A 13,686-nucleotide genomic window follows, 5' to 3' on the forward strand; every position below is an offset into this window, starting at 1 on the left:
TGAATCGCCCCTACTTTCCTAGACACCTCAAGAGCCTCAAACTGAGGTCAATCAGGAGGTGTTATGAGCAAGCAGCAACGTTACACGGAAGAATTCAAACTGGCCGCCGTCAAGCAGGTGACTGAGCGCCATTACCCAGTGGCAGAGGTCGCTGAGCGACTTGGTGTTTCCAGCCACAGTCTTTACGCCTGGATCAGGCGCTACAGCCAGCCCGCCGTGCAGCAACAGCATGACTCCAGCCAGCAAGCCGAAATTCGGCGCCTCAAGGCTGAACTGCGCCGCGTCACCGATGAGCGAGATATCTTAAAAAAGGCCGCCGCGTACTTTGCCAAGCTGTCAGGGTAAGGTACGCCTTCATCCGGGTGCACGCGTCCACACATCCCATCCGCCGACTGTGTCGGATGATGAATGTCCACCCGAGCGGTTATTACGCCTGGCAGCACCAGCCTTTATCTGCCCGCGCACTTGAAGACCAACGCCTCCTGGGCCAGATCAAGCAATGTTGGCTAGAAAGCGGGGGCGTCTATGGCTATCGCAAGATCCGGGATGACCTGCGAGAGATGGGCGAGACCTGTGGGAAACACCGGGTGGCGCGATTAATGCGTCATGAAGGTTTGCGTTCACAAACCGGTTATCGTCGCCGTCCCGGTCATTATGGTGGCCGGCCAACGGTGGTTGCACCGAATCATCTTGAACGCCAGTTCGATGTGACTGAGCCAAATAAGGTCTGGGTAACGGACATCACTTATATTCGAACCCATGAAGGCTGGCTCTATCTGGCCGCGGTATTGGATTTGTTTTCACGACAAGTCATTGGTTGGTCAATGGGGCCACGGATCGACCGAGAGTTGGCCATCAGCGCGTTACTGATGGCAGTGTGGCGACGGCGACCCGAGCAGGAAGTGCTGGTTCATTCTGACCAAGGGAGCCAGTTTAGCAGCTATGACTGGCAGGATTTTTTGCGGGAGCACCGGCTCAAGGCCAGCATGAGCAGACGTGGCAATTGCCATGATAACGCGGTGGCGGAGAGTTTCTTCCAACTCCTCAAACGCGAGCGGATCCGACGTAAAACCTATGCAGATCGGGAGGAGGCCCGGCAGGATGTGTTCGATTACATTGAAATGTTTTACAACCCCAAGCGTCGGCACAGTTTCAACAATGGGCTATCGCCAGTAGAGTGTGAAAAGCAATATTTCGAACGGCTCAAAAGTGTCTAGAGAAGCCGGGGCGATTCATGGTATATCGTAGTTCCACTCCGAAATGCCAATTAGCTTTCGACCGGTGGCCTTTGCGCTCGAACCCGGGATGACGTTTGTTGAGTAGAGATAGCTACGATTAGCCACAGCGATTCCTTCAATGCATAACAGTGATTAAATAGAAGGCGGTACTAATCCGATAGCAGAGCCTTCCATATAACTCCGCTATACCCTGATAGTCACCACGAAAAAAATAAAATTGAATCAAAATGTTACAAACCAGTCCCAAACACTTATGAGTATTCGTTTGGCTTCCTCTTTTAACGTCATCATTAGCACTGCATAAAGAAAAACTTAAGGAGCCAGCGATAACAAGTGTCGGTGAGGCTACCGCCCCTGAGTTTCAGCCCCCAGTCCGCTGCTTTTCACCCGTGAGATAGCAACAATTGCTTCCATGGCACTCTCCCGAGAGATGGATTGTCGTTTGGCTATTTTAAGGGGCCGGATTGAGACATGGAAAGAGGATGTTGATAGAAATCTGAACTGGCTCAATCAATTAGTGAGCAACCGCTGCTTTCAGTGGGCTGTTGGGCTAGCAAATAGTAGGGAAATTCCCTTCACCCTAGCCCTCTTCCAAGGGGAGAGGGGACCTAGATGCGGGGAGCAGAACGAGGGAATAGAAAAGGGAGCCGGCTAGGGCTCCCTTGTTAGGGTCAGGGATGTGGGACCAAGTCAGGCCCAGGATCAGGATCAGGGGTGGCGGGTCGCGGCCTTCATCCCTTCCACAAACTCCTTGAGGCGGGTGAGCATATGCTCCGGGTTCTGGTGATGGGTCTCGATGATCTTCACCACGGCAGAGCCCGAGATGGCACCGGCGGCGCCAGCCTTGATGGCATCGCGCACCTGGGTTGGTTCGCTGATGCCAAAGCCGAGCAGGGCGGGGGGCGCCTTGAACTCGCGCAAGGAGTTGATGAGCCCCTCCACCGGCATGCCGGCCTTGGTCTCGGCGCCGGTGACGCCGGCGCGGCTCACCAGATAGGTGTAGCCTGAGCCCAGTTCAGCCACGGCTTTCAGGGTCTCTGCGTCGCCGTTGGGCGGGGCGATAAAGATACTGTCGATGCCGTACTTGTCGGCGGCGGCCTTGTAGGGCTCGCACATCTGCACCGGCACGTCCGCTACTAGCACGGAGTCCACGCCCGCCTGCTGACACTTCTCGTAGAAGCCGTCAATCTTGCGCACATAGACCAGGTTCGCGTAGACCAAGAGGCCAATGGGCAGCTCCGGATACTTGGCGCGGATCTTGGTGAGCAGACCGAAGCAGTCATCCGGGGTGGTGTGGCTCGCAAAGGCGCGCAGGGCCGCCCCCTGGATGGTGGGGCCGTCAGCCACCGGATCCGAGAAGGGAATGCCTAGTTCCAGGGCATCGGCGCCCCCTTCGACCAGGGCATCGACGATGGCGAGCGATAATTCCGGGGTAGGATCCCCCAGCATCACGAAGGGGACGAAGGCGCCCTGCTTGGCTTGTGCTAACCGGGAGAAGAGTTGTGCGTAGCGATTCATGACAGGATTCCTTCTTTTTCGAAGATGTCGGCGACGGTGAAGATGTCCTTGTCGCCACGGCCGGAGAGGTTGACGATCAGCACCTGCTCTTTCTCAGGCTCGCTGCGGGCGAGTTTCAGGGCATGGGCCAGGGCGTGGGAGGACTCCAGTGCCGGAATAATCCCCTCCGATTGGGCCAGTTCCTGGAACGCATCCAGCGCCTCTTTGTCTGTGATGGACACATATTCTGCCCGGCCGATGGCGGCCAGATGGGCGTGCTGGGGGCCGACGGAGGGGAAGTCGAGCCCCGCCGAGACGGAGTAGGACTCCTGGATCTGGCCCTGGCTGTCTTGCATCAGGTAGGAGTGCATGCCAAAGAAGACCCCCTTGCTGCCGTGACCGAGCGGCGCACCGTGCTCGCCGCTTTCGATGCCGTGACCACCCGGCTCGACCCCGATCAGGCGCACGGAAGGCTCATCGATAAAATCGGCGAACATGCCGATGGCATTCGACCCGCCGCCGACGCAGGCAATCACCGCATCGGGCAGCCGCTCCTCCTTCTCGAAGCACTGGGCCTTGGCCTCTTCCCCTATCATCTTCTGGAACTCCCGCACGATGGTGGGGAAGGGGTGGGGGCCTGCGGCGGTGCCGAGCAGGTAGTGGGCCGACTCGTAGTTTGCAGCCCAGTCCCGCAGCGCCTCGTTGCAGGCATCCTTCAGGGTGGATGAGCCTGAATGCACCGGTATTACTGTGGCGCCCATCAACTTCATGCGAAACACGTTCGGCTTCTGGCGCTCGCAATCCTTGGCACCCATGTAGACCCGGCATTTCAGGCCGAGCAGGGCGCAGGCCAGCGCAGTAGCCACACCGTGCTGACCGGCGCCGGTCTCGGCGATGATCTCGTGCTTGCCCATGCGCTTGGCGAGCAGGGCCTGACCCAGCACCTGGTTGGTCTTGTGGGCGCCGCCGTGCAGCAGATCTTCACGCTTGAGGTAGAGGCGGGTCTTGGTGCCCCTGGTCAAATTGCGGGTGAGGGTGAGCGGGGTCGGGCGACCGGCGTACTCGGTCAGGAGTGCCTGAAACTCGGCGACGAAGGCCGGATCATCCTTGGCATCGACGAAGGCCTTCTCCAGCTGGAGCAGGGCGGGGATGAGGATCTGGGGCACATACATGCCACCAAATTCACCAAAAAACGGATTGAGCAGGGTCATGGTTATCTTCCTTTACATTCTGCAATTGAGATCAGGTATGAGCCTTGGCGGGCTGAGGCGTATGGCTGCGGCACATACATGTCATCGACGAAATTCACCGAAAAACGGGTTGAGCAGGGTCATACATTATTCCTTGTGCTTATGGGCAAACGCAGTTCATTAATTCGTTGAATGAGTCACGGGGGCGCTCACAGTTGGCGCAGGGCGCCAAAGGCAGCCGCCAGCTTGTGGGCATCCTTCCTGCCCGGGGCACTCTCCACCCCGGAGTTGAAATCAAGGCCGAGGCAGCCCACTTGCGCGGCCTCGAGGGCGTTGTCGGGGTTGAGGCCCCCCGCCAGCATCAGCCTGGCTTTATCGAGATGGGCCAGCAGGGTCCAGTCGAACGCCTGGCCGGTGCCGCCGCTCTGGCTGCCGACTTTGGTATCCAGCAGCAGGCGATCCGCCGGGTAGTCGAGGGCGGGCAGGGGCTCGCCACTTGTGACTCCAACCGCTTTCCAGATCTGGCAGCCCGCCGGCAGCAGGGGGCGCAGGGTCTCGATATAGGCGGCGTCTTCGTCCCCGTGCAGTTGCACGGCGGCGAGCCCCAGCGCATCCACCGTCTTGGCGATGGTGGCGGGCTGGGCATTGCGAAACACCCCGACGTAAGAGAGCGGCGCACCCGCCATCACGGCGCGGGCGGCGGGAATGTCCACATAGCGCGGGCTTTTCGCCACAAAGATGAGGCCGCCGAACACGGCTCCCGCCTGATGGGCGGCGGCGGCGTCCTCGGGACGGGTCAGGCCGCACACCTTGTTCTGGCCGAGCACGAGCTTGCGCACCGCGGCTTCCAGATCCGGCTCCGCCATCAGGGAAGAGCCCACCAGGAAGCCCTTGGCGTGGTGGCGCAGGGCCGCCACCTGGGCGCGGTGGTTGATGCCGGATTCGCTGATCACCACCCGATCCCCCGGGATCCTGGCCGCCAACTGCTGAGTGCGGGCAAGATCGACGCTCAAATCCCGCAGATCCCGGTTGTTGATGCCAATCACCGGGGCGCCGAGGTCGATGGCGCGGGTCAGCTCCTCCTCGTTGCTCACCTCGGTGAGCACCCCGAGGCCCAATTCTTTTGCGACCGCAAACAGGGCGCGATACCCCTCGTCGGTGAGCACCGAGAGCATCAAGAGGATGGCGTCCGCCTGATAGTGGCGGGCCAGATAGACCTGATAGGGGTCAATCATGAAGTCCTTGCAGAGCACCGGCTGCTGGACGCGGCCCCGTACCCGGGGCAGGAAGGCGAAATCCCCCTGGAAGAACTTCTCGTCCGTCAGCACCGAGATGGCGGTGGCGTAGTGGCCATAGATGTCGGCGATGGCCTCCGGGCTGAAGTCATTCCGGATCAAGCCCTTGGAGGGGGAGGCCTTCTTGCACTCCAGAATGAAGCGGGTGGAGCCTTGGCGCAGATCCCCCTCGAAATCCCGATCGCTCGGGGTCAGCGCGTCCTGGAAGCTCGCCAGGGGCTGGCTCTCCTTGCGGGCGGCGACCCACTCCTGCTTGGCCGCCACGATCTTGCCGAGAATGGTCTGGCTGATGGAGGCCATGTTCAGAAAGGCGTGGGGAGCAATGACATCTGACATCTCGTTATCCTTGCGAAGCTGGCTGTTGCCCGTCGGGCGTTCTGGGTGAGTGCCCCTGGGGCACGCTGTGGTGGTAGCTGACATCATGCCTCCTGATGGCTCAGGGTAGCGAGATCCCGGGCGAGGAGGGCGGCCTGGCCGCTTGCCAGCACCGCCAGCACCCGGGCGGCGGCCTGCCGAAAGTCCGGGGCCTCGCCCGCCATGACCAGGAGCGGCGCCACGTTGGCGGCGATGGCGGCGTTGTGGGCCGGGCTGCCGCGCCCTTCCAGGATGGCGGCGGTGATGGCGCGGTTCTCCTCGGGCTCACCGCCCTGGATGGCGCTGACCGGGTAGGTGTCGAGGCCAAAGTCCGCCGGGGTGAGCAAGTACTCGCGAATTTCGCCGTCGCGGATCTCCGCCACCTGGGTCGGGCCGTGGATGGCAATCTCGTCGAGACCGGCGCCGTGCACCACCATACCGGTTTTCAGGCCGAGTGCCAGCAGGGTTTCGGCGATGGGGCGCACCAGCTCGGGGGCATAGACCCCCATCAGCTGGAAGCTGGGGCGAGCGGGGTTGATGAGCGGCCCCAGCACGTTGAACAGGGTGCGGGTCTTGAGGGCCTGGCGCACCGGCATGGCGTGGCGCACCCCGGCGTGGTACTGGGGGGCGAACAGGAAGCAGACCCCGAGCTCGTCCAGGCAGCGGCGGGCCTGGGCCGGGCTCATGTCGAGCTTGATGCCCATTTTATCGAGCAGATCGCTCGACCCCGACTTGCTCGAGACCGAGCGGTTGCCGTGCTTGGCCACTTTCAGGCCGCAGGCGGCGGCCACCAGGGCCGAGGTGGTGGAGACGTTGATGGTGTTGAGGCCGTCCCCTCCGGTGCCGACGATGTCGCAGAAGGCATAGTCCGGGCGCGGGAAGTCGCGGGCTTCGGCCAAGAGCGCTTCGGCGGCGCCGGCGATCTCCTCCGGGGTCTCCCCCTTGATCTTGAGGGCGGTCAAAAGGCTCGCGAGCACGATGGGATCCACTTCACCACGAACCACCTGGCCGAAGGCATCGCGGGCGGCGTCGCGGGTGAGAGACTGACCCTGATAGAGGGTGTTGAGATGTTGATGCATGGTCTCTTCCTTACCGCACGTGGCTTTCTGGACGGGTGACATGGGCGAGGGCCTGGGTGAGCAGACGGGCCCCTTCGCTGGTCATGATGGATTCCGGGTGGAACTGGAAGCCCAGCACCCGCTCGTCACGCTGCTCGATGGCCATGGGCATGCCCTGATAGTGGGCAATCACCTGCAACTCTTGTGGCACATAGGTGGCCACCAGGGAGTGGTAGCGGGCCACCGGCAAGGGGCTCGGCAGCCCCGCGAAGGCGCCATGGCCGTTGTGCTCGATGAGGGAGCGCTTGCCGTGGACGATTTCCCCCGCCGCCCCGACGGTGCCGCCGTAGGCTTCGCACAGGGCCTGATGACCGAGGCAGATGCCGAGGATGGGCACCCGGCCACGGGCCAGCTTGATGAGATCGATGAGGCAGCCCGCCTCATGGGGTGCGCCCGGCCCCGGGGAGAGCACCAGCACGGCGTCCCCTTCGCAGGCGTCAATCTCCTGCATGATGCGGCTAGCCGGCAGGCTGTTGCGGTAGATGCGCACCGGGTAGCCCAGGGTGCGGAACTGGTCGACGAGGTTGTAGGTAAACGAGTCGAAGTTGTCGAGCAGGAAGATATTAGTCATGGGACTGCTCCTTCGAAGTGCGGAACTGGTCGGCCAAAGCGTTGTAAGTGAACGAGTCGACGTTGTCGAGCAGGAAGATGTTAGTCATGGCTCACGTCCCTGTGTTGTTCCTGCTGGGCGCTGAGGGCCTGCAGGGAGGTGCCATGGCTGGCAGCGATGGCGGCCAGCACGGCCGCCGCCTTGGCGCGGGTCTCGTCCGCCTCGGCCTGGGGTTTGGAGTCATAGACCACCCCGGCGCCGGCCTGGACATGGGCGACCCCCTCTTTCACGAAGGCGGAGCGGATGACGATGCAGGTGTCCATCTCCCCTGCGCCGTTCAGGTAACCCACGGCGCCGCCGTAGCTGCCGCGACGCTTGCCTTCCACCATGCGGATAAGCTCGCTGGCGCGCAGCTTGGGGGCACCGGTCAGGGTGCCCATGTTCATGCAGGCCTGGTAGGCGTGCAGGGCGTCAAGGTCGGCGCGAAGGGTGCCCACCACCCGGGAGACCAGGTGCATGACGTGGCTGTAGCGATCCACTTTCAGCAGATCCTTGACGTAGCGGGTGCCGGGGGCGGAGATGCGGGCGATGTCGTTGCGGCCCAGATCCACCAGCATCAGGTGCTCGGCCACCTCTTTCTCGTCCTGGCGCAGTTCCAGCTCGATGCGGCCGTCCAGATCCAGGTTGATGCTGCCGTCCGGGTTGAGGCCACGGCGGCGGGTGCCGGCGATGGGGTACATCTCCACCTGGCGGCTGTTGGCGCAGAACTTGACCGCGCTCTCGGGGGAGGCGCCAAACAGGGTGAAGCCCTCGTCCTGCACGTAGAACATGTAGGGGCTGGGGTTGGTCTGCTTGAGGCGGCGATAGGCGGCGACGGGATCCGGGCAGGGGAGGGAGAAGCTGCGGGACGGCACCACCTGGAAGATGTCACCACGGCGGATGAAGCCCTTGAGCTTCTCGACCTCGGCACAGAACTGCTTGTCCCCCTTGTCGACGGCCAGGGCGCCGGTCAGCGGCGCCGTGCCCTGTGGCGCAGGCAGCGGCTGCTGACAGGCCTGTTTGAAGGATTCGAGGCGAGCGGTCAGGCGGGCGTAGCGCGCGTCCAGCTGCTCATCCTCTTCGCCGCCGAACAGGCAGGCCAGCAACTGGGTGCTCTGCTTGATGTGGTCGATGGTGATCAGGGTCTCGGCCACATAGAAGCAGTAGTCGGGGCAGTCGTTGCTCCCCTCTGGCACCTCGGGCAAGTCTTCAAAGGAGGCGATGAGGTCGTAGGCGAAGCTGCCCGCCATGAAGAGGGCCTCTTTGCCCTGCTGGCATTGCAGCTCCCGCTGCAGGGTGCGCAGCACGTCCAGCACGCTGCTGCCCTTGAGGCGGCTGTCTTCGTCAAGCTCCCGATCGGACGCCGGGAAGTCGAGGTGCAGCTCGTCCACCACCCGGGTCTGGGTGATGACGGCGGGCAGGCGCTGCTCCAGCAGGCGCAGCAGGGCGGCGCCGTTGTCGCCGAGGGGGCGCACCTGCACGGCGCGGCCGCGGCACTCGATGCGCAGGCAGGCGTCCACCAGCAGCAGGCTCTGGGTGCCGGCCTTGGAGTCGATCTCCACCGATTCGAGCAGCAGGTTGTTGGGTCTGTCCTGGCAGAGTCGGGTATAGAGTGCCAGGGGGTCTGTCACATAGGGGGCATTGAGCCGGATGGTATCGAATTCGCCCAGGGGCAAACGGGTCTTGTTGCCTGTCATAATGCCTTCCCTTGCATGTGTTGTGTGTCACCGATGGTCATGGCGCTGTCTCTCTTGAAAATGGGTCGGGTTCGGGTCACGTCAGCGAGTTCGCCATCGCCATCGCCATGTCAGTGTGCTTCTCTGAATTGTCGGTTTCATCACAGGTCCATTTGCCGGATAATAAAAAAGCCCGCTGGGGTCAGCGGGCTTTTTCTTTGGGTTCTTAACTTGCTGTCAGATTACAGGTACAGCAACGACCACACGCCCGCATGTCAGGGAGTGTGCCACCACCAGATGGTCAGGATGGAAGTCGCTTGCATGAGATTGAGTCCTGTAAAAAGATGTTTGCAATGAAGTGCCTACAGAAAACGATAAAGCCGCGGCCAAGTCAAGTCGCTTTTTTGCCGGCCTTTTCCAGGCAGGTCCCAAACAAGAGCGAAACACGCCGATGAGATTCGATCTTCATTGCCACACCACCGCCTCGGACGGGGTGCTGAGCCCCGCCGACCTGGTGCGCCGCGCCGCCGAAAAAGGGGTGGAGGTGTTAGCGGTCACTGACCACGATACCCTCGACGGGCTTGAGGAGGTGCGCCAGACCATCTCGGCTGACCAGCTGCCACTGCGCCTGGTGAGCGGGGTGGAGATCTCCACCGGGTGGGAGCATCACGAGATCCACATCGTGGCCCTCGGGGTGGACGAGAAAAATCCCCAGTTGCTCGCCTTTCTGGCAGGGCAGCGGGCTCGCCGGGAGGCGCGCGCCGAGGAGATCGGGCGTCGTCTGGAGAAGTGCCTCATCCCGGGCACCTATGAAGAGGCCAAGCTGCTTGCCGGTGACGCCGCCGTGACCCGGGCCCACTTTGCCCGGGTGCTGGTGGCGCGCGGGGTGGCCGACAATATGCAGAAGGTGTTCAAGAAGTACCTGAGCCGGGGCAACAAGGGCTATGTGCCCGCCGAGTGGCCCGGGATGGGAGAGGCTATCGAGGCCATCCACGCCGCAGGCGGGCTGGCGGTGCTGGCTCACCCGAGCCGTTACAATCTCACCGCCAAGTGGATCAAACGGTTGTTGGTGGCCTTCAAGGCCGTCGGGGGGGATGCCATGGAGGTCTCCCTGCCCCAGCAGAGCCCCCAGGAGCGGGCGAATCTCGGCCAGTGGGCCAGGGAGCACGATCTCTATATTTCGGTGGGGTCCGATTTTCACTTCCCCTCCAACTGGACCGAGCTTGGCCGCCACCTCTGGCTCCCCAAGGAGGGGATGCCGCTGTGGCTGGGTCACCCCGGTCATTTCGGGCTCACCCCCGAGGAGCATGCGGGCCTGCTGGCCAGCCGCTGACCCCCCGGGCCGGCATCTTTGATGCAGGCGAGTCTGCGTCAAACAGGTTAAGGTAGTGTCATGGGCCAAGGGGCCCTTGACCATGAAGCGGGCAACGAGCGTGCCCCCTATCGCGAGAAGAGCATATGAGTCAGCATTTTTACGTACATCCCGACAATCCCCAGGTTCGCCTCATCAGCCAGGCGGTGCAGATCCTGCAAAACGGCGGCGTCATCGTCTATCCCACCGACTCCGGCTACGCCCTGGGCTGCCAGATGGGCAACAAGGATGCCCTGGAGCGCATCTGCCGCATCCGTCGCATCGAGCCGAACCACGACTTCACCCTGGTGTGCCGGGATCTCTCGGAGATCTCCACCTATGCCAAGGTGGACAACACCGCCTTCCGGCTGGTCAAGAACAACACCCCCGGACCCTACACCTTCATCTTCAAGGCCACCAAGGAGGTGCCGCGTCGCCTCATGAACGAGAAGAAGAAGACCATCGGCATCCGGGTCCCGGCCAACAACATCGCGCTGGCCTTGCTCGAGGCCCTCGGTGAGCCGCTGCTCTCCACCACCCTGATCCTGCCGGGCTCCGAGATGGCGGAGTTCGACCCCGAGGAGATTGCCGACAAGCTCGGCAAGCAGCTGGATCTGGTGGTCAACGGCGGGTATCTGGGCGAGCAGCCCACCACTGTGGTGGACTTCTCCGACGACGAGCCCGTGCTGCGTCGCCGCGGTGCCGGGGATCCGACGCCGTTTGAGTGATCTTGCCGACCCCGTGCCCGCGCTGACAACCCCCGCGGGCACGACGGGGGAGGCTTCCCTTCCCCCGCCCATCGCCACCGTGCTGGGGCAGCCCTACCATGAGCTGCCCCAGGACTTGTTCATCCCCCCCGATGCGCTGGAGGTGTTTCTCGACACCTTCGAGGGGCCGCTGGATCTCTTGCTCTACCTCATCCGGCGCCAGCAGCTCGACATCCTCAACCTGCCCATCCTGCAGATCACCGCCCAGTACATGGAGTACGTGGATCTGATGCAGGGGCTCAACCTCGAGCTGGCGGCGGAATACCTGCTGATGGCGGCCTGGCTCGCGGAGATAAAGTCCCGCCTGCTGCTGCCCAAGGCCCCGGAGCTGGAAGACGAGGAGGAGGGGGAAGATCCCCGCGTCACCCTCATTCGTCGCCTGCAGGAGTACGAGCGCTACAAGCTGGGGGCGGAGCGGGTCAATGCCCTGCCGAGGGTGGAGCGGGAGATCTTCGTCGCCGCCGCCATGGCGCCGGATTTTGGTGCCTTGAAGCCATTGGCGCCCGATGTTTCTCTGGTTGAACTCGCCCTTTACATGCAAAGTGTGGTAAAACGCGCGACTCATTTTGAACATCACCAGATCCGCCGCGAGCAGATCCCGACTCGGGTACGGATGGCGGAGATCCTCGCCATGCTCTCCCTGGGCCAGACCCTGCGCCTGGAGCAGGTGCTGCGGGCCGAGGAGGGGCGCATGGGGGTGCTGGTGACCTTCCTGGCCCTGCTGGAGCTGTGCAAGGAGCAATTGATCTGGATCTTGCAGGCGGAGCCCCTGGGCCCCATCCATTTTGCCCTGGCCAGTCAGGGGAAGGGGGAGGAGCATGAGCATCTACACTGAGCGAGGGGCGGCCCCAGGGGCGCGGACCCGGGAGGTCCACCGTGGCGCTGCCTGCTGAACGATTGAAGACCCTGATCGAGGCGGCGATCTTCGTGGCGGGGCGTCCCCTCACGGTGAGCGAAATCAAGGGCAGCGTGCTCTCGGACTACCCGGTCACCGGCCGCTATGTCCAGCTGCTGCTGGCAGAGCTCAGACAGGATTACAGCGAGCGGGGGGTCGAGCTCAAAGAAGTGGCCTCCGGCTGGCGTTTCCAGGCCCGCCAGGAGTATGCCGAGGAGCTGTCGCGCCTGTGGAGCGAGCGGGCTCCCCGTTATTCCCGCGCCGTGATGGAGACGCTGACGCTGATTGCCTATCGTCAACCCATCACCCGGGCGGAGATAGAAGCCATCCGCGGGGTGGCGGTGTCGAGCCAGATCGTCAACACCCTCAAGGAGCGTGGCTGGGTGCGCAGCATCGGCCACAAGGAGGTGGCGGGTCGCCCCGAGCTGCTCGCCACCACCCGTGAATTTCTGGACTATTTCAACCTGCAGAGTCTGGAGCAGCTCCCCGAGCTGGATCCCGAGCTGCAGGCCCCCTTGTCGCTCATGCCGGGCGAGGGCGGTGACGGTCAGCCTCTGGCAGGCCGTGCTGAGCATGAACATGGTGGGGAGGCCAACGGGGCCGTCCCACAAGAGCCAAGGTTGTCCGCGATGTCGGCGGGCAGCGATCAACAATCAGGTAAACCCGATGAGTGAAAAACTGCAAAAAGTATTGGCCCGCGCGGGTCAAGGCTCCCGTCGTGAGATGGAGGCCCTGATCACCGCAGGTCGGGTCAGCGTGGATGGCAAGGTCGCCACGCTGGGGGATCGCGTCGAAGTGAACGCCGTGATCCGGGTGGATGGCCACCAGGTCAAGACCCGCGCCGCAGAGGAAGTGATCTGCCGCGTGCTGGCCTACCACAAGCCCGAAGGGGAGATGTGTACCCGCCACGATCCGGAAGGACGTCCCACCGTGTTTGATCGTCTGCCCAAGATGGATGGCGCCCGCTGGATAGCGGTCGGCCGCCTCGACGTCAACACCTCCGGTCTCTTGCTGTTCACCACCGACGGCGAGCTGGCGAACCGCCTGATGCACCCGAGCCACGAAGTGGAGCGGGAATACGCGGTGCGGGTCTTTGGCGAGATCACCGAAGCCATGTTGCAGCGCCTGCGCAAGGGCGTGCAGCTGGAAGACGGCATGGCCAAGTTCAACAAGATCAAGCCGGCCGGTGGCGAGGGGCTGAACCAGTGGTTCAACGTCACCCTGACCGAGGGCCGCAACCGGGAAGTGCGCCGCCTGTGGGAATCCCAGGAAGTGCAGGTGAGCCGCCTGATGCGTATCCGCTACGGCGACGTCAAGCTGGATCGCGGCATCCCCCGCGGCGGCTGGCAGGAGCTGAAACTCCCCGAGGTGAACTACCTACGCGGCCTGGTCAACCTGCCCAACGAGACCGAATCCAAGGTCGATCTGCAGCAGGATGGCAAGAGCACCCGCCACAAGCAGGCCGCCCAGATCCGTCGCGCCGTGAAGCGCCACAAGGAGATGCAGGGCAAGGAGCCGCGCGCCCGTGCCACCACCGCCCGTCGCAAGCCGACCTCCTCCACCCGCAATTCCGGCACCGGCAGCAAGTAAGTCGCCGCCACGGGCCGCTCGCCCCCGACACGCCACAAGCCCGCACCCCAAGGTGCGGGCTTTTTTGTTTTCTGCTCCTGCCGGGTTCCTTGAGACTGAATCGCCCAGGGGAGAGAAAGGGCCAGA

Annotated in this window: 12 protein-coding genes and 1 pseudogene; 6 read left to right on the forward strand and 7 right to left on the reverse strand. The window is 63.0% G+C overall.

Annotated features, from left to right (window positions below; genetic code table 11):
- Window positions 1–63: 63 nt before the first annotated feature.
- Window positions 64–1,217, forward strand: a protein-coding gene (locus AB5Y80_RS10825) for an IS3-like element ISAeca4 family transposase (protein WP_139739419.1) whose coding sequence is annotated in 2 segments (ribosomal slippage) — window positions 64–301 and window positions 301–1,217 — 1,155 coding nt in all. Because the reading frame shifts where the segments join, the coding sequence is not laid out codon by codon here.
- Window positions 1,218–1,946: 729 nt separating this feature from the next.
- Here the strand turns inward: AB5Y80_RS10825 and trpA are convergent.
- The 7 genes and pseudogenes from trpA to AB5Y80_RS10860 all read right to left on the reverse strand — a co-directional run bounded on the left by trpA (window position 1,947) and on the right by AB5Y80_RS10860 (window position 8,978).
- Window positions 1,947–2,756, reverse strand: a complete 810-nt coding sequence (gene trpA, locus AB5Y80_RS10830; protein WP_323880750.1) for a tryptophan synthase subunit alpha — start codon at window positions 2,754–2,756, stop codon at window positions 1,947–1,949.
- The gene (trpB, locus tag AB5Y80_RS10835; RefSeq protein ID WP_368172919.1) at window positions 2,753–3,946 is read right to left on the reverse strand and encodes a tryptophan synthase subunit beta; all 1,194 of its coding nucleotides are present in this window, start codon (window positions 3,944–3,946) and stop codon (window positions 2,753–2,755) included. The genes trpA and trpB overlap by 4 nt, the downstream gene beginning before the upstream one ends.
- Window positions 3,947–4,134: 188 nt before the next feature.
- Complete coding sequence (gene trpCF / locus AB5Y80_RS10840; RefSeq protein WP_368172920.1) at window positions 4,135–5,640, reverse strand: bifunctional indole-3-glycerol-phosphate synthase TrpC/phosphoribosylanthranilate isomerase TrpF; 1,506 nt, start codon at window positions 5,638–5,640, stop codon at window positions 4,135–4,137.
- Entirely contained in the window at window positions 5,640–6,653 is a 1,014-nt protein-coding gene (gene trpD / locus AB5Y80_RS10845) for an anthranilate phosphoribosyltransferase (protein WP_010673697.1), read from the reverse strand. The genes trpCF and trpD overlap by 1 nt, the downstream gene beginning before the upstream one ends.
- Before the next feature lie 10 nt (window positions 6,654–6,663).
- On the reverse strand, window positions 6,664–7,263 hold the full coding sequence (locus tag AB5Y80_RS10850; protein WP_039039194.1) for an aminodeoxychorismate/anthranilate synthase component II: 600 nt from the start codon (window positions 7,261–7,263) through the stop codon (window positions 6,664–6,666).
- Between the two features lie 16 nt (window positions 7,264–7,279).
- Window positions 7,280–7,351 (reverse strand): annotated as a pseudogene (locus AB5Y80_RS10855) (anthranilate synthase component II); the annotation flags it as partial.
- Window positions 7,344–8,978 carry an anthranilate synthase component 1 gene (locus tag AB5Y80_RS10860; protein WP_368172921.1) on the reverse strand — a complete coding sequence of 545 codons (1,635 nt, stop codon included), beginning with the start codon at window positions 8,976–8,978 and terminating at the stop codon, window positions 7,344–7,346. The pseudogene AB5Y80_RS10855 and the gene AB5Y80_RS10860, both read right to left, overlap by 8 nt.
- 430 nt (window positions 8,979–9,408) lie before the next feature.
- Between AB5Y80_RS10860 and AB5Y80_RS10865 the strand changes: the two genes are divergently transcribed.
- The 5 genes from AB5Y80_RS10865 (at window position 9,409) to rluB (ending at window position 13,560) form a co-directional block, all read left to right on the forward strand.
- Window positions 9,409–10,290 (forward strand): PHP domain-containing protein, encoded by an 882-nt coding sequence (locus tag AB5Y80_RS10865; RefSeq protein ID WP_244057092.1) that lies wholly within the window; start codon window positions 9,409–9,411, stop codon window positions 10,288–10,290.
- A 125-nt stretch (window positions 10,291–10,415) separates the two neighbouring features.
- Complete coding sequence (locus AB5Y80_RS10870; RefSeq protein WP_010673702.1) at window positions 10,416–11,036, forward strand: L-threonylcarbamoyladenylate synthase; 621 nt, start codon at window positions 10,416–10,418, stop codon at window positions 11,034–11,036.
- Window positions 11,029–11,910 (forward strand): ScpA family protein, encoded by an 882-nt coding sequence (locus AB5Y80_RS10875; RefSeq protein ID WP_010673703.1) that lies wholly within the window; start codon window positions 11,029–11,031, stop codon window positions 11,908–11,910. The genes AB5Y80_RS10870 and AB5Y80_RS10875 overlap by 8 nt, the downstream gene beginning before the upstream one ends.
- 41 nt (window positions 11,911–11,951) lie before the next feature.
- Window positions 11,952–12,644, forward strand: coding sequence for an SMC-Scp complex subunit ScpB (gene scpB, locus AB5Y80_RS10880; protein WP_043155571.1), 693 nt, complete (start codon window positions 11,952–11,954; stop codon window positions 12,642–12,644).
- Window positions 12,637–13,560 carry a 23S rRNA pseudouridine(2605) synthase RluB gene (rluB, locus tag AB5Y80_RS10885; protein ID WP_039039190.1) on the forward strand — a complete coding sequence of 308 codons (924 nt, stop codon included), beginning with the start codon at window positions 12,637–12,639 and terminating at the stop codon, window positions 13,558–13,560. The genes scpB and rluB overlap by 8 nt, the downstream gene beginning before the upstream one ends.
- The last annotated feature ends 126 nt before the right edge of the window (window positions 13,561–13,686 follow it).

Origin of the sequence: Aeromonas sp. R2-1, assembly GCF_040908425.1 — a bacterium.
Taxonomy (GTDB): Bacteria; Pseudomonadota; Gammaproteobacteria; order Enterobacterales; family Aeromonadaceae; genus Aeromonas; species Aeromonas caviae.